Here is a 15,970-nt window from a genome sequence, read left to right on the forward strand (position 1 = left end):
ACGAATATCGGCTATCAGGGCGCAGCGTTCACACGCCGCGCCCTTTTTTTAACCGTTGATATAGGTCATCGACTCTGCGCCGTAGCGTGCGCCTGCCGCCGCCTGCAATGGGAACACCGCCTCAATCGCCGCCAGCTCCGCCTTGTTCAGCGTCAATTCGGCCGCCGCAATGTTCTCTTCCAGATAACGACGGCGCTTGGTACCCGGGATCGGCACGATATGTTGGCCCTGCGCCAATACCCAGGCCAACGCCAGCTGTGACGGCGCCACGCCTTTCTGTTTGGCCAGTGCGGTCACTTTCTCCACCAGCGCCAGATTGCGGGCAAAGTTTTCCCCCTGGAAGCGCGGATTGCTGCGGCGGAAGTCGTCGGCGTCCAAATCTTCCGGCCGCTGGATCGCCCCGGTCAGGAAACCTCTGCCCAGTGGACTGTAAGGAACAAAACCAATGCCCAGCCGCTCACAGGCCGCCAATACCCCTTGCTCGGCATCACGCGTCCACAATGAATACTCGGTCTGCAAAGCGGTTATCGGATGTACCTTATGTGCACGCTCCAGCGTAGCGACCGAAGCCTCACTCAACCCGATGTAGCGGATTTTACCTTCGCTTATTAGATCCGCCATGGTGCCAACCACCTCCTCGATCGGCACCTCAGGATCCACCCGATGCTGGTAATAAAGATCGATCACCTCGACCCCAAGCCGTTGCAGGCTGCCCTCCACCGAACGACGGATATACTCCGGCCGACTGCTGACGCCCCGGGCGCTGGGATCGGCCGGATCGCGCAGGATGCCAAATTTGGTGGCCAGGAAGACCTGCTGCCGTTTGCCCTTGATCGCTTTGCCAATCAACTGTTCATTGGTGTGCGGCCCGTACATGTCGGCGGTGTCCAGCAGGGTCACCCCCAGCTCCAGCGCCCGATGCAGGGTAGCAATGGCTTCTTGTTCATCCTGCGCCGTCGAATAAAAATCACTCATCCCCATGCAGCCCAGACCCAGGGCGGAAACGATCGGGCCATTGGGACCTAATTGGCGTTGTTGCATTGTGTTGCCCTCATGCGGTTGGTCTCAGCGGAGTGCTGGTGCAACAGAGTCTGGTTGTTTACCCTGAAAAGATAAATAATGCAGATTGCTCATCACTGTTCATATATCGCTAACAATAGGGAGCGGCAAGATGGATCAGATCCAGGCCATGCGCATTTTCACCCGCATTGTCGAACTGGGCAGCTTCAGCCGGGCGGCCGAACGCTTGCAACTGCCACGTGCCACGGTCAGCAATGCGCTCAAGCGGCTCGAGCAGCGCCTCGGCGTCCGCCTGTTGATCCGCACCACCCGCCAGGTCCAGGTGACCAGCGAAGGTACGCTTTATTATCAGCGCTGCGTGCAGTTGCTGGGTGCGCTGGAAGAGGCGGACACGCTGTTCAGCCACCATAAACTGCAGCCCTCCGGCAAGGTGCGCATTGATATGCCCCATTCGCTGGCGCGTGAAATCGTGATCCCCGCCCTGGATGACTTTTACCAGCGCTATCCGGATCTGACTCTGGCATTGGGCGCCAACGACACTCATGTGGATTTGCTGCGTGAGGGAGTGGATTGCGTGCTGCGCGCCTGGGAAACCGAAGATGACAGCCTGGTGGCGCGGCGCATCGCCATGCTGCCACAGCTGACCTGCGCCTCTCCCGGCTATCTGGCTGCGTTCGGCGTACCCCAGTCGATTGACCAATTGCAGCAGCATCAGGCGGTGGGTTATTTTTCCCTCACCAGTAACCGCAATTACCCGCTGGAGTTTTGCCGCAACGGCAAAGTGGAGTTACGCGATTTGCCCGCCAGGTTAAGCGTCAGCGGGGCCGACGCTTACACCAGTGGCTGTCGTGCCGGCATGGGGCTGATACAGGCGGCGCACTACTCGCTGGCACCCTGGCTGCAGAAAGGGGAATTAGTCGAAGTGCTGGCAGACACCCCGCCGCCGCCAATGCCAATTTACATCATGTATCCCCCCGGTCGGTTCCTTGCGCCCCGGGTCAGGGTATTGATTGACTGGCTGATTTGGCTGTTTGAGCAGTACCAATCACCTAAAACGGACGTTTTTCCAGCAAACGCCCGCAAACAGGGGAAATAACTATTGACGTCCCCGCCAAAATCTCTAGAATTCGCCTCCGTGGTAACGTTACTCCGGTAATGTTTCTTGGAATGCGAAGGTGGCGGAATTGGTAGACGCGCTAGCTTCAGGTGTTAGTGTCCTTACGGACGTGAGGGTTCAAGTCCCTCTCTTCGCACCAAATAACCACATGATTTATATTGCACAGCATCAATGCGAAGGTGGCGGAATTGGTAGACGCGCTAGCTTCAGGTGTTAGTGTTCTTACGGACGTGAGGGTTCAAGTCCCTCTCTTCGCACCAAGCTGGTGATATAAATCGAAAGCAAAGTAAAGATATCGGCTGTGCGAAGGTGGCGGAATTGGTAGACGCGCTAGCTTCAGGTGTTAGTGTTCTTACGGACGTGAGGGTTCAAGTCCCTCTCTTCGCACCAATCGATAACTCTCTCCGGTAATATCCCCAAAGAAATCCCCAATCGAAACGATGAAGAACACGCGAAAGCGTGGTTTTGCGTTTTCAGCCCAGATTGAAGTTCAGACCGATCGCGGCCAATCCGCCGGCCAGTGCCATGCAGGAAGGCAACAACAGGTAGTGTCGCCAGCGACTGTTGAACAGCATCACCAATGTGGCCAGCATAGCGATCACAATCAGCGTGCGCAGTTGCATCATATCCAGGTTGATCAATGCCAGTAACGGCATCAAGGCGCATGGCAGTAAAACGCCCCAGGCGCTGGCCAAACGGTTGCCGAGGCACCAACTGACGCCCCACAATCCACACGCGGTAATCATGGCTGCAATCATGATAACCCTACCCTTCAAGTGATAATGAGAACCAATATCATATACCACTTTTTTTCACTGCGCATCATTTTCGCCGCAACAACCAAACCCGGATGACACAGCGGTTGAAAAATGATAGTTTGCCATAAGAAAATTCTTAGTCTTATTCGCATGTTAATAATCACAATCTACAACCATACAATGCGGGTGTTTAATTCACACCAACAGAATTTTTCGCAACCTTAATTTTTCGACAGATCGATATTGTAAAGAGTGAACCCCGTATGAACGCGCGTTCTTATCAGGAACTGCTGAACAGCAAACACCGCTTATCATTATTTTTATTTTTATTGATGAACGCTGCCTCTTCCGTATTTACTTTATTAGTCCCATTTCAAAACAAACCCGCTTTTACCCTACCTTTAATAGGTATACCGCTATTTTGTCTGGCAGCACTGTTATTTACCCTGCAGTCTCCGCGGTTATACGTCAAAAAACTGAATCTATTTTCCTGCGTGCTCGGCCTGCTGTGGGCGGCGCATATTTACCTTAAAAGTCAGCACTGTGCGCCGAACAATCAAAGTTTTCTATTAATTAGTCTGTTCAGTATGTTCTTTATCAGTGCCATTGCCTTGACCGATAACTTTATCGCCTTTTGCCTGCATGCCGTTCCATCAGCATTAGTCATTCTATTACTCGACGGCATGCACAATACCATGCGGATTGTATTCACTACGCTCTTGCCAATTATCGCATTCTCCATCCATCACCTGATGCTCAAACGCAGCGAACTCTTTACTCAAACGCTGGTGGCGAATCTGTATAACGAACGGGACAGATTCAGCAATTTAAGCATGATCGACCCCTTAACCGGGCTTTATAACCGCCGTGGTCTGGAGAATAAAATCACTATGTTGCCGACGCCTCCGTCGGACTGTCATTTCGTGGTGTTGCTCGATATCGATCACTTCAAGGCTTATAACGATAGCTATGGTCACACCATGGGTGACCAGGCGCTGGTGCAGGTGGCCATCGCTATCCGCGATTCGGTGCGTTCGCGCGATATCGTGGTGCGCTACGGCGGGGAAGAGTTCCTGGTGCTGCTGACCAATGTGAGTGAGGATTACGCCACCCAGGTGGCTGAAAGGGTGCGGCAGCGGGTGCAGGAACTAAAAATTCCCCATCGCTTTAACCAATTTGAAACCACCACAGTCACGCTCAGTGCAGGGATTTCCGCGCTGAACAAGCTGGATGTCGCCTCGGCGATCCGGGCGGCCGACGCCGCGTTATATCAGGCGAAAAACAACGGGCGCAATAATATTCAGCTGGCACCCAGCATTCAGCCCGCCGCTGTGTGAGCCGGCGGGCAGTGAGCTTAGCGACGGCGCTGCTGCAGACCGTAAACAAATACCACGGCGAAGCACAGTAGCGGCAGGAAATACGACAACGCGGTGCTGTAGCGATCCGCCAGTGCCCCCATAAAGTAAGGCATGATGGCACCGCCAACGATCGCCATGATCATAAAGGAACTGGCGCGCTTGGTGTGTTTACCCATGTTTTTCACCCCGAGGGCGAAAATGGTCGGGAACATGATCGACATAAAGAAGAATACGGCGATCAGCGCCACTACCGAGATCCCATCCATACTGAGCATGACCACACCGCACAGCACAATGTTAACCAGCGAGTAAATCATCAGCAGCGTGGCCGGCTTGACCCTGCCCATCAGCCAGGTGCTGAAGAAGCGCCCCACCATAAAGCAAATCATGGCGATGGAGAGCAAATAGGACGCGCTTTGGTTGGAAACATCGCTCCAGTGTTCGGTGGCGTAGTTAATAAAGAACGCACCGACCCCGACCTGTGCCGCCACGTAGAAGAACTGGGTAATCACGCCGCCAACAAAGTGCTTGTGCTGCCAAAGCCCCTGGGCAATTTCACCGTGCTCCGGTTGCTCTTCCTCGCGAATGTCCGGCAAGCGGGTGCGGCTGAATAAAAAGGCAATCAGCAGTACCAGCACGGCGATCGCCACATAGGTCATCTTCACCGCACTTTGGTCACCGCTGCTCGGCCCCTGGGTGGCAGAGAAAAACAGCGTACCGCCGATCATCGGGCCGATAAACTGCCCTAATCCGTTAAACGACTGGGACAGGTTCAGCCGCCGTTCGGCCCCCTGTGCGTCCCCCAATACCGTGGCATAAGGGTTGGCTGCAGTTTCCAGGCAACCCAGCCCGCAGGCAATCACAAACAGCGCGAACAGGAACATGCCAAAACTGTTGGCGGAGGCCGCCGGTACAAACAGCAATGCCCCCAACGCATACAGGCACAGCCCGATCAGAATGCCGGCCTTGTAGCCTTTCTTGTCCATAAAATAGCCGGCGGGCAGCGCCACCAGGAAGTAGGCACCAAAATACGCCGCCTGTAATAATCCCGATTGCGCTTTGGTAACGTGCAGGGTTTCCTGAAAGTGTTTATTTAATACGTCCAACAGGCCATACGACAGCCCCCACATAAAGAACAGGCTGGTAACCAAAATAAAAGCCCAGCGCAGATTGGCCGTCGCCTTGGCGCCCACCTGAGGGGGGGCAGCAGTTTTTTCAGCAAGCATTGATATATCCTCGGTAGGGTAACGATGTCAGTGTTATTGTTTTTGCAAAGAGAATATCCGCTCCATCTCCACCCATTTTTCGCCTTGCGGCGTCCAGGGGGTGGCCACCTGGTAGTGCCACATCAGGGCTTCCCAGCGCTGCACGTGGGGATTGCTCAAACCGGCGGCGTTAAACCGCTCGGCATCGAACCCGCTACTGACTTCAACGATCATGAACAGCCGGGTACCCAGCCGGTAAATCTCCATATCCTGAATACCGTGCTCACGCAGGTGGGCGGCAATCTCCGGCCAGATACGCTGATGGTGAACCAGGTACTCCTCGATCAAAGCCGGTGAATCGACCAGATCGAGCGCTTGACAAAAGCGCTGCCCCGTTCCCGCCGCGCCACTCATGTGATCGCCCGGTCGAGATGCAGATAGCCACCGTCCACCGACACCCATTGCCCGGTGGTGTGTGACGAACGCGATGAGATCAGAAACACCACGGTGTTGGCGATTTCCTGCGGCGTGGTCATCCGCTGTTCGAAAGGAATGCGCGCGGTAATTTTCTCAAGCTGCTGCTCCGGCTGCTCGAAGGTATTGATCCAGCGCTGGTACTGCGGCGTGATCACTTCTGCCGGCACCACCGCATTCACCCGGACCCCTTGATGGCGGAGCGATACCGCCCACTCACGCGTCAAAGCCAGCACCGCGCCCTTGGCGGCGGTATAGCCACTGGTGCCGCCCTGCCCGCTGAGTGCGGTCTTGGAGGCAATATTGACGATGGCTCCCTTACTGCTTTGCAACGCCGACTGGCACAGGTGCGCCATCAGGTAGTAATGAATCAGGTTTTTCTCCAGCGATCCGACAAAGGCTTCCCGCCCGGCTTCCAGCCCCACGCCGTCGTTAACCCCGGCGTTGTTCACCAAGGCATCGATACGGCCGAAGGTTTCTTGTGTTTGTGCCACCGCCCGCCGGCAGTCATGTTCTTCACACAAATCGGTGATGATCACCGTGCTCTGCGGCTGCAACCGACGCAGCTGCGCCAAAAACTCTGCCTCCGGCACGGCATTAGTGACAATCACCGGGATCGCCCCCTCTTCCGCCAGCAGTTGGGAGACAGCCGCACCGATGCCGGAGCCGCCACCGGTCACCATCACCACCTTATCTTTCAGATACAGATCCATAACCAGACTCCGTTAACCCATAAATTCGGCAGGCCGTCCCCCCCCAAATCTCCGCCTGTTGCGAAGGACTCAGCATGGCGATGGCCTGCTCACTCAGTTGATAAACCTGGCCGTAATCACCGGCCAGCAGGCACACCGGCCAGTCGGATCCGAACATCAGTCGCTGCGGACCGAACGCCTCCAGCGCCGCCTCAAAAAACGGCAGTAACTGCGAGGCTTGCCAATGCCCGTTGGGGGCTTCGGTGATTAACCCGGACAGCTTGCAGACCACGTGCGGCAACGCCGCTAAGGGTTTGATTTGCCGCGCCCAGTGTTCTGCACCCCGGGCGATATCCGGTTTGCCGAAATGGTCCAGCACCAGCCAGTAATCGTCATGTTCGGCGGCAAACTGCATCGCCGCCGACAAATGCCGGTGAGTGACCAAAATGTCGTAAACATACCCCTGTCGCTGCACCGCCTGCATACCACGCCGCACTTCCGGCCGTGTCAGCCAGGCGTCCGGCTGCGGTTCGTCCTGCACCAGATGACGCAAGCCGCGCAGCAAAGGCTGTTGCTGCAGTTCCTCCAGCTTTTGCGACAACCGGGGAGCGGTGATGTCCAGCCAGCCCACGACACCGCATACGCCTTGGCTTTGCTGCACCTGCGCCAGCAACGTCTGGGTTTCCTGCTCACACTGGCGGGCCTGCACCACCAGCGCACCGTCAAAACCGTGCTGTTGCAGCAGGGGTTCAAGCTGTTTCGGGCCAAAATCCTGTCGCAACACCGCCATCTGCTCGTTGATCCACGGATAACGTTGCGGATGGAAATGCCAGTAATGTTGATGGGCATCGATGCGCAGCATGGCCTGTTGCCCGTTCAACCGCGGAACCGGTATTGTTCGAGCGACGCCGCATGCATCTCAATCGAATAACCGGGATTGAGCGGCGGCATGTAGGCCGCTCCCTTGACCTCACAAGGGTGGACAAAATGTTCATGCAGATGATCGACGTATTCGATCACCCGGCCGTCGTGGGTACCGGCAATGCACAGATAGTCGATCATCGACAGATGCTGAACGTATTCGCACAATCCCACTCCCCCGGCATGCGGGCACACCGGCAGCTGGTATTTGGCCGCCATCAGCATCACCGCCAGTACTTCGTTGACGCCACCAAGACGGCAGGCATCTATCTGCACCACGTCAATCGCCTCGCGCATGATGAACTGCTTGAACATGATGCGGTTTTGACACATCTCACCGGTGGCCACCTTGACCGGATGCACCCCTTCGCGGATACGGCGATGCCCTTCCACGTCGTCCGGGCTGGTCGGTTCTTCGATAAACCAGGGTTTGGCGAATGCCAGATGCTTCACCCAGGGAATGGCGTCGTTGACTTCCCACACCTGATTGGCATCGATCATCAGTTGACGATCGGGGCCGATTACCTCGCGGGCAATGCGCACCCGGCGGATATCATCTTCCAGATCGCGTCCCACCTTCAGCTTCAGGTAAGAGAAACCGGCATCGACCGCTTCCTGACACAGCCGGCGCAGCTTGTCGTCCGGATAGCCCAGCCAGCCGGCGGAAGTGGTATAGCAGGGGTAACCCTCCTGCAGCAGCCGCTCCAGGCGCTGTTCTTTGCCCTGCGCCCGTTGTCTGAGCAGGGTGAGCGCTTCCTGCGGAGTAATGCAGTCGGTGATGTAGCGAAAATCAATGCAACGCACCAGCTCCTCGGGAGTCATCTCGGCCACCAGCCGCCACACCGGCTTGCCCTCGGCTTTGGCCCATAGATCCCAAACCGCATTGATCACCGCCCCGGTCGCCAGGTGGATCGCTCCCTTGTCCGGGCCGATCCAGCGCAACTGGCTGTCACTGGTAAAACACCGCCAGAAAGCGCCCATATCGGCGGCGATCTCTTCCAGCGACACCCCGACGATCTGATGCTCCAGCGCGCGGATCGCCGCGCAGCAGATCTCATTGCCGCGGCCAATGGTAAAGGTCAGCCCGTGTCCACTCAGATCGTCGCGATCGGTCTCCAGGATCACGTAGGCAGCGGAGTAATCCGGATCCGGATTCATCGCGTCGGATCCGTCCAGCGCCAGCGAGGTGGGGAAGCGGATATCTTCAACCCGCAGTGCGGTAATCTTCGTCATGGCAGTGCTCCCCATCAGGCTTGTACGGTTGTTTGATGCTGTTCACCCAAACCTTCAATCCCCAGGCGCATCGTCTGCCCGGCCTTCAGGTAGACCGGCGTTGGCTTCTGCCCCATGCCGACACCCGGTGGCGTGCCGGTAGAGATCACATCGCCCGGCTGCAGGCTCATAAAGCGGCTCAGATAGCTGATGATTTGGGGAATGCGGAAGATCATGGTGCTGGTGTTGCCGTCTTGATAGCGCTTGCCGTCCACCTCCAGCCACAGATTCAGGCTATGGGGATCGGCAATTTCATCGGCGGTCACCAACCAGGGGCCGGTGGGGCCAAAGGTGTCGCACCCCTTGCCCTTGTCCCAGGTGCCGCCGCGTTCGATCTGGAATTCACGCTCCGAGACGTCGTTAATCACGCAGTAGCCGGCGACGTGCTGCATCGCGTCCTGCTCGCTGATATAGCGTCCGCCCTGACCAATGATCACGCCCAGCTCCACCTCCCAGTCGGTCTTGAGCGAGTCACGCGGAATTTGCACCTGATCGTTAGGCCCCACCACCGCGCTGGTCCACTTGCTGAACACCACCGGCTCAGAAGGGATCGCCGCGCCGGTTTCCGCCGCATGATCGGCATAATTCAGACCAATGCAGATAAATTTGCCGATGTGGCCCACGCATGGCCCCAAACGCGGCTGTCCGGCCACCGTCGGCAGTTGGTTGATGTCCAGCACGCGCAGCTTGTCCAAAGCGTCGGGCAACAGTGCCTCACCGCGCAGATCGGCGATATGCTGTGAAAGGTCACGGATCTGCCCCTGACTGTCTAATATTCCCGGACGTTCCTGCCCCGGTGCGCCATAGCGTAAAAGTTTCATCCTGTCCTCACTGTAGAAAAATGTGTCGGGCGTCACTGCCTGGAGTTCCGGGCCTCAGTTGCTCCAGCCACCGTCAATAATCTGCACCGTACCTGTGGTATAGGAACTGGCGTCGGACGCCAGATAGAGCGCCAACTGGGCAATCTCACCGGTGGTACCGATGCGGCCAATCGGCTGGCGGGCCACAAACGCCTGATACACCTCTTCTTCGCTGCAGCCCTGCTCACGCGCCTGTTCGGCAATACGCTGGCGCAGCGACGGTGATTCCACCGTGCCGGGACAAATGGCGTTACACCGGATACCCTGAGTGACGTAATCCGCCGCCACTGAACGCGTCAGGCCAATCACCGCCGCCTTGCTGGCGCTGTAAGCGAAGCGGTTCGGCACCCCTTTCACGCTGGAAGCGACCGACGACATGTTGATAATCGAACCGTTTTTGCGCGCCAGCATGCCGGGCAAGAAGGCACGGATCATGTGGAACATCGCCGTCACATTAAGATCGAGGGCAAACGCCCACTGCTCTTCGCTACACTCGAGGATCGAGCCGCTGTGTACCACACCGGCGCAGTTGAACAGCACGTCTATCGGCCCCAGGGTTTCCGCCGCCGCGGCGATTGCCGCGGTATCGGTCACGTTCAGCGTCATCGGTCGAATACCGGGCAGCCCCTGCAGTTGTTCGGTGTTGATATCGGTGGCGATCACCTCGGCGCCCGCATCGGCAAACAGCCTGGCGGTACTGAAGCCAATCCCCTGTCCAGCGGCGGTGATCAGCACGCGTTTTCCAGTTAAATTCATTTTCGCTCCCTTGGCCTAAAGGCCTAATGGTCAGGCCATTAACGGCGTTTAAAGGTCGGACCTTTAACATGACAAAATACGCTTTACGCGTTATGGTTTGGTGAGAATGTTATGAGACACACTTAAAACAGCATTTTGATTAACCAATTTTTTACACTTGAATAACGATTACTCAAGCGGCTTGAGCAATATTTGTGCGCAGCATCACTTAACTTCGAACAGCCTAAGGTAAAAAATGCCGATCACCAGACTGGAAAACCCTCGTATTTACAGGCAGATAGCTGATCAACTGAAACGGCTCATCGATAATAATGAATTTCCACCAGGCAGTCGCCTGCCGTCTGAGCGGGATCTGGCCCAGCAGTTACAGGTCAGCCGGGCCTCCGTGCGTGAGGCGCTGATCGCACTCGAAGTGATTGGTCTGGTGGATGTCAAAGTCGGCAATGGGGTGATCGTCCGGGCGCAGACGCCGGTAATGATTTCGCAGGAACCGGTGATGGCACAGGCCGGGCGCGGTCAGTGGTCGGAAATCGACGATGAGCTGAATATCGAGCTGGATTTTAATGCCGAGCTGCCGCCCTTCTCACTGCTGCAAACCCGCCTGTTGATCGAACCGGAAACCGCCGCGCTGGCCGCCCGCCATGCTACTGACCAGGAGCTGGCAGGCATCCGTGCCGCCTACGAACAAAACTGCCGTGATAACCGTGAAGGATCGGCCACCCACCCCGGCGACCGGCTGTTCCATATCCGCATCGCCCAGGCCAGCGGCAACCCGGCCTACGCCTTTATCATCGGCCACCTGCTCGGCCACCGCTATGGCAGCATGTTCCGCGTACTGCAGCGCAACTATACGCCGGACGATATGTCGCACCGTTCTGAGCAGGAACATCAGGCCATTTTAACGGCGATCGAAGCGCGTGACGTGCGCGGTGCGCGCAAGGCGATGAAAGCCCATCTGGATCAGGTGATCGCCATTTTCACCCGCGCACAGTAAGTCGATTCGGCATCATCAGGGCGGCGAAAAATTATTTATCAAACCGCTCTTTTTTCCACATGCAGCCAGGGCCGAGGCACATTACACTGACAACAGATAAGACCGGGTCATACTGCGGCCACGGCCTCTCCCTGTTGCCTTTTAAAATGGATAACGACCGTTGAAGAACTCTTTCTCCGCTTCATTGCTGGCGCTGAGCCTGTGTGCCGCCCCGCTGGCCGCACAGGCCGCCGCACCGCAGCTGGCCTCGCAAATTGTCGACCAGTATGCCGAACATATTTTCTACAACAGCGGTGCCACCGGGATGGCACTGGTGGTGATCGACGGTAATCAGGTGGTTAACCGCAGTTTTGGCGACACCAAACCCGGCAATAATCTGCGCCCGCGCCCGGATTCCCTGATCCGCATCGCCTCTATCACCAAGCTAATGACCAGCGAAGTGATGGTCAAGATGGCGGCAGAAGGCCGGGTCAAGCTCAGCGATCCGCTGCGCAAATATGCCCCGCAAGGCGCTTACGTCCCGGCTTATAACACTCGCCAACCGATCACGTTACTGAACCTGGCAACCCACACCAGCGCACTGCCGCGTGAACAACCGGGCAAGAAGCCGCCGAAAACACCGGTTTTTACCTGGCCGACCAAGGCACAGCGCTGGCAGTGGCTGGAACATGCCAACGTCGCGGTGCCACCGGGCGTACGTGCCTCTTATTCCAACCTGGCGTATGACCTGCTGGCCGACGCGCTGTCGCGTGCGGCGGGCAAACCCTACAGCGCCCTGCTGAAAGAAAAGATCACCGCACCGCTCGGCATGGTCGACACCACTCTCACCCCAAGTGCCGAACAGTGCTCACGCCTGATGGTGGCTTCAGCCGGCCCCAGCGCCTGCCGTGATACCACTGCCGCGGCCGGCAGCGGCGGCGTTTACTCCACGCCGCGCGACATGCAGCGCTGGATGCAGCAGTTCCTGACCTCCAATGTTTCCGGCTCACGTAAATCGACCGCCGCCAGCGAACAGACCATGTATTTCCAGCGTAACGATCTGGTGTCGCTAAAAGGCATGGACGTCCCGGGTGAAGCCAGCGCGCTGGGGCTGGGCTGGGTGTATATGGCACCGAACGGTGAGTTGCCGGGGATTATTCAGAAAACCGGCGGGGGTGGCGGCTTTATTACCTATATGGCGATGATCCCGCAAAAAAACGTCGGGGTATTTGTGGTGGTGACCCGCTCGGAACTAAGCAAATTCACCAACATGAGCGATCCGGTGAACCGGCTGGTAAGTGATTTGGCGGCGAATAAAAGTTAACGCCATGGGGCGCAGCGGTGAGCTGCGCCCATTATAGTCAGGCCAGAGCCAGTCTTTCGTGCATCACCGGATGGAAGTTGCGCTTGAAGTAGATCAGCCCGTTGCCGGCAGCGCTTACCACGATCTGGCGGATCTGCACCAGATACACCTGATGGGTGCCGATGCTCTGGATCTGCTCGATCTCCCCTTCCAGGCTGGCCAGCGTGTTACGCAGCACCGGCTGCCCCAGTGTGCCGTTCTGCCAGTCATCCAGACGAAAACGCTCTTCCATGCTGACCTCGGTCATACCGGCAAAGTGGCGTGCCATCAGCTCCTGCTCATGGTTCAACACGTTGACGCACAGCCGCTGATTGGCCTGAAATACCGGGTTCATCGCGCTGTTGCGGTTTATGCACACCAGCAGCGTCGGTGGTGTATCGGTCACCGAGCACACCGCGGTGGCAGTGATACCACAGCGCCCTGCCGGGCCGTCGGTTGTGACGATATTCACCGCTGCGGACAGGCTGGCCATGGCGTCGCGAAACAGCAGACGGTGTTCATTTTCCTGAGACATACAAACCTCCTTGCGGATCACTTAAGCAGTCTATCCAACTGATTAATATCGTCGTTGTTATGCAGATGCGGCACTTTCCAACCGTGCTGGTCGTAGTCGGACAGGCATTTGTCGACCATCTCCATCATCTTGCCCATGGTGCCGGATCCCTGCGCCTGACGCAGGCACTGCAGGCGGATCTCATCCTGGCTGCCGGCATAGTTGATCTCGTACAGTTCGTGACGACCACCGAACTCACTGCCGATCGCATCCCACATCAGCTTGAGGATCTTGATGCGCTCGACGTGATCCATACCGTCGGATCCGCGCACATAGCGGGACAGGTACTTGTCGATCTCCGGGTTATTCATGTCACGCACGCTGGACGGTAGGTAAATCAGGCCGCTGGTGACGTTCTTTTCGATGATGTTCTTCACCTTGGCGTAGGCCATTGGTGCCATCACGCGGTAAGTCTGTAGCGCAGCGGAATCCGGCAGATAAGCGCCATTTTCCCACTTGGTGGCTTCGGCACACATCGCATCGGTCAGCGACCAGAACAGATTGCGCCAGGCTACCACTTCGCCCAGATCGGCCTGCACGCCCCGGAACTCCAGCACCCCGGTACAGGACAGGCTCTTTTGCAGCAGCGCAGTGATAAAGTCCATCTTCACCGCCAGGCGAACACAGGCCTGTAACGGGAACAAGCGGGCAAACCCCCCTTCGGTGCTCCAGCGACGACAACGGTCGAAATCGCGGTAGATCAGCACGTTTTCCCACGGGATCAACACATGATCCATAATCAGGATCGCATCGTTCTCATCAAAACGGCTCGAGAGCGGGTAATCGAACGGCGATCCGGTGGCACCGGCCACCAGTTCATAGGAGGCGCGGGAGATCAGTTTCACCCCTTCGGCATCCATGGGTGCGACAAACATCAGCGCGAAATCCGGGTTATCACCCATCACCTGAGCCGAACCGAAGCCGATAAAGTTGTAGTGGGTCAGCGCCGAGTTGGTCGCTACCACCTTGGCACCACTGACGATAATGCCGGCGTCGGTCTCTTTTTCCACCTGAATAAACACGTCTTTTACTTCGTTGACCGGCTTGTGGCGGTCAATCGGCGGGTTGACGATAGCGTGGTTAAAGTACAGCCCGGTTTCCTGAATGCGTTTGTACCAGTGGCGGGCGTTGTCGGCGAACTGGCCGTAAAACTCGGGATTAGCGCCCAGCGCGGAGCCGAAGGCCGCTTTGTAGTCCGGGGTGCGCCCCATCCAGCCGTAGCTCTGACGCGACCAGTCGGCGATGGCGTCACGCTGTTGACGCAGCTCCTCCGGGCTGCGGGCATAGCGGAAGAATTTGTGGGTGTAGCCGCCGTTGCCGGTATCGGTCCCCCAGCACAGGCGGTCCTGGCTAACCGGGTCATGCAGTGCGTCGTACAGTTGACCGACCGAGGCCGCCGCATTACGGAATGCCGGATGGGTAGTCACGTCTTTCACCCGCTCGCCATAGATATAAATTTCACGGCCGTCCTGCAAGCTCTTCAGGTATTCGTCACCGGTGAACGGGCGTTTGTTGTCAGCACGAAAGTCTTCAGGTTTCATTTTAGTCTTCCTCGTAATCGGTATTTTAGGGGCCGTGGGCTCGGCCACTTGTTAAAATAATGTTTTCTTTTGGTTGCTTAATTGAAGCCCCCAACGCCGGTTTCGAGAAGAGACTTTTGCAGCAATCGCCGGTACTTTTCAGGCAGGTTTGCCGCTTTAGCGGCAAACTGTGATCCAGCTTACGAAAGGGAATGTTGTGCAGCACGGTAGGTCGAGGGGGAGCAGCCTTCCAGCCGATTGAAAAAGCGGGCGAAATAGGCCGGATCTTTAAAACCCAGGCTATAAGCGGTTTCATGCACCGTGCAGGCACTGAACAGCAGCATGCGTTTGGCCTCACGCAGCAGGCGATCGAATATCAGTCGTTTGGGCGGCTGATTGGCGAAACGCCGACACAGGTCGTTGAGTCTTGATTCGGTGACGCCCAGCGCCTGGGCATAGTCCGGTACCGGTAGGTGATCGCGGAAGCGTTCGTCCACCATCCGGTTGAAACGCTGGAACAATTTCAGCTCGCCGCGCACCCCACAGGTGGCAGAATCTTCCAGCGATGCATTGCGCAACAGCAGGGTCAACACCGCCTGTGCCAGCAACGCCAGCGTCTGTTCGCGACCGGCCAAGCGCTGGCCGAACTCACGCCGGATCAACGCCCAATAATGGCTGAGCGCTGTCAGTTCCTGCGGCGCGTCGGCCATCGACAGACAAATACCCGGCATATCCATTGCCAGATTGCTGCCGGGGTACAGCCGCTCCAGCATGGGCCAGATCAATTCCTGGCGCACCGTCAGCACGTGACCGTCGCTGTCCGGCTCGGTGAAGAAGGCATGCGGCACCGAGGGCGGTGTCAGGATAAACAGCGGTGCCTGCACCGAATAGTGCTGATCGTCCAACTGCAGCTCAATCTTGCCGGTCTCCAGAAAATGCACCTGGAAGAAGCGGTCGTGCCAGTGCACCTGCATATCGCGGCCAAAAAAGGCCGCCAGCCCGGCAAAGGTTTCATAATGCACTTCATCCGTGGCGTAACGCGCATCGTACTCTTTGCAGATATCGATGTTGGCGATAAAACCGGTACTTTTCTGCATGTAATGACCTCATTCCCCCGGTAAGGGGCGC

The 15,970-nt window shown here is 57.2% G+C and carries 16 protein-coding genes and 3 tRNA genes; 7 read left to right on the plus strand and 12 right to left on the minus strand.

Annotated features, from left to right (window positions below; translation table 11 throughout):
- Window positions 1–48: 48 nt before the first annotated feature.
- Window positions 49–1,041, minus strand: coding sequence for an aldo/keto reductase (locus F8R23_RS14535; protein WP_151415741.1), 993 nt, complete (start codon window positions 1,039–1,041; stop codon window positions 49–51).
- Window positions 1,042–1,171: 130 nt separating this feature from the next.
- On the opposite strand from F8R23_RS14535, the gene F8R23_RS14540 reads away from it, so the two are divergent.
- The 4 genes from F8R23_RS14540 to F8R23_RS14555 all read left to right on the plus strand — a co-directional run bounded on the left by F8R23_RS14540 (window position 1,172) and on the right by F8R23_RS14555 (window position 2,527).
- Window positions 1,172–2,116, plus strand: a complete 945-nt coding sequence (locus F8R23_RS14540; protein WP_129934174.1) for a LysR family transcriptional regulator — start codon at window positions 1,172–1,174, stop codon at window positions 2,114–2,116.
- Window positions 2,117–2,189: 73 nt separating this feature from the next.
- Window positions 2,190–2,276 (plus strand) — tRNA-Leu (locus F8R23_RS14545).
- A gap of 34 nt (window positions 2,277–2,310) precedes the next feature.
- Window positions 2,311–2,397 (plus strand) — tRNA-Leu (locus tag F8R23_RS14550).
- A gap of 43 nt (window positions 2,398–2,440) precedes the next feature.
- Window positions 2,441–2,527, plus strand: a tRNA-Leu gene (locus tag F8R23_RS14555).
- 83 nt (window positions 2,528–2,610) lie between these two features.
- Here the strand turns inward: F8R23_RS14555 and F8R23_RS14560 are convergent.
- Entirely contained in the window at window positions 2,611–2,895 is a 285-nt protein-coding gene (locus F8R23_RS14560) for a DUF1435 domain-containing protein (protein ID WP_037424165.1), read from the minus strand.
- A gap of 263 nt (window positions 2,896–3,158) precedes the next feature.
- Here F8R23_RS14560 and F8R23_RS14565 point away from each other — a divergent pair, with 263 nt between their 5' ends.
- A complete protein-coding gene (locus F8R23_RS14565) occupies window positions 3,159–4,232 on the plus strand; it encodes a diguanylate cyclase (RefSeq protein WP_129934172.1) in 1,074 nt (357 codons plus the stop codon).
- A gap of 17 nt (window positions 4,233–4,249) precedes the next feature.
- On the opposite strand, the gene fucP is transcribed toward F8R23_RS14565, so the two are convergent.
- Genes fucP through F8R23_RS14600 form a run of 7 tightly spaced genes read right to left on the minus strand, consistent with a single transcriptional unit; the run spans window position 4,250 to window position 10,433 of the window.
- Window positions 4,250–5,479: an L-fucose:H+ symporter permease gene (gene fucP, locus F8R23_RS14570; protein ID WP_112348489.1), complete on the minus strand. Its 1,230-nt coding sequence runs from the start codon at window positions 5,477–5,479 to the stop codon at window positions 4,250–4,252.
- Between the two features lie 33 nt (window positions 5,480–5,512).
- On the minus strand, window positions 5,513–5,872 hold the full coding sequence (locus tag F8R23_RS14575) for an L-rhamnose mutarotase (protein WP_112348488.1): 360 nt from the start codon (window positions 5,870–5,872) through the stop codon (window positions 5,513–5,515).
- Window positions 5,869–6,645, minus strand: coding sequence for an L-fucose dehydrogenase (locus F8R23_RS14580; RefSeq protein ID WP_129934170.1), 777 nt, complete (start codon window positions 6,643–6,645; stop codon window positions 5,869–5,871). Before F8R23_RS14580 ends, F8R23_RS14575 begins: the two co-directional genes overlap by 4 nt.
- Window positions 6,623–7,486 (minus strand): amidohydrolase family protein, encoded by an 864-nt coding sequence (locus F8R23_RS14585; protein ID WP_129934318.1) that lies wholly within the window; start codon window positions 7,484–7,486, stop codon window positions 6,623–6,625. The genes F8R23_RS14580 and F8R23_RS14585 overlap by 23 nt, the downstream gene beginning before the upstream one ends.
- Before the next feature lie 14 nt (window positions 7,487–7,500).
- The gene (locus F8R23_RS14590) at window positions 7,501–8,778 is read right to left on the minus strand and encodes an L-fuconate dehydratase (RefSeq protein WP_151415742.1); all 1,278 of its coding nucleotides are present in this window, start codon (window positions 8,776–8,778) and stop codon (window positions 7,501–7,503) included.
- Window positions 8,779–8,792: 14 nt separating this feature from the next.
- On the minus strand, window positions 8,793–9,638 hold the full coding sequence (locus tag F8R23_RS14595) for a fumarylacetoacetate hydrolase family protein (protein ID WP_129934168.1): 846 nt from the start codon (window positions 9,636–9,638) through the stop codon (window positions 8,793–8,795).
- 54 nt (window positions 9,639–9,692) lie between these two features.
- Window positions 9,693–10,433 (minus strand): SDR family oxidoreductase, encoded by a 741-nt coding sequence (locus F8R23_RS14600; protein ID WP_151415743.1) that lies wholly within the window; start codon window positions 10,431–10,433, stop codon window positions 9,693–9,695.
- Between the two features lie 235 nt (window positions 10,434–10,668).
- Here F8R23_RS14600 and F8R23_RS14605 point away from each other — a divergent pair, with 235 nt between their 5' ends.
- On the plus strand, window positions 10,669–11,427 hold the full coding sequence (locus tag F8R23_RS14605; protein WP_129934166.1) for a FadR/GntR family transcriptional regulator: 759 nt from the start codon (window positions 10,669–10,671) through the stop codon (window positions 11,425–11,427).
- Window positions 11,428–11,587: 160 nt separating this feature from the next.
- Window positions 11,588–12,730 carry a D-alanyl-D-alanine-carboxypeptidase/endopeptidase AmpH gene (gene ampH / locus F8R23_RS14610; RefSeq protein WP_129937917.1) on the plus strand — a complete coding sequence of 381 codons (1,143 nt, stop codon included), beginning with the start codon at window positions 11,588–11,590 and terminating at the stop codon, window positions 12,728–12,730.
- 37 nt (window positions 12,731–12,767) lie between these two features.
- Here the strand turns inward: ampH and hpaC are convergent, their stop codons facing one another.
- The 3 genes from hpaC to hpaA all read right to left on the minus strand — a co-directional run bounded on the left by hpaC (window position 12,768) and on the right by hpaA (window position 15,939).
- Entirely contained in the window at window positions 12,768–13,283 is a 516-nt protein-coding gene (gene hpaC / locus F8R23_RS14615) for a 4-hydroxyphenylacetate 3-monooxygenase, reductase component (protein ID WP_129934164.1), read from the minus strand.
- A gap of 17 nt (window positions 13,284–13,300) precedes the next feature.
- Complete coding sequence (gene hpaB, locus F8R23_RS14620) at window positions 13,301–14,863, minus strand: 4-hydroxyphenylacetate 3-monooxygenase, oxygenase component (protein ID WP_129934163.1); 1,563 nt, start codon at window positions 14,861–14,863, stop codon at window positions 13,301–13,303.
- 179 nt (window positions 14,864–15,042) lie between these two features.
- Window positions 15,043–15,939, minus strand: a complete 897-nt coding sequence (gene hpaA, locus F8R23_RS14625; protein WP_151415744.1) for a 4-hydroxyphenylacetate catabolism regulatory protein HpaA — start codon at window positions 15,937–15,939, stop codon at window positions 15,043–15,045.
- Between the last annotated feature and the right edge of the window lie 31 nt (window positions 15,940–15,970).

It is taken from the genome of Serratia proteamaculans, from assembly GCF_008830365.1.
Lineage (GTDB): Bacteria > Pseudomonadota > Gammaproteobacteria > Enterobacterales > Enterobacteriaceae > Serratia > Serratia proteamaculans.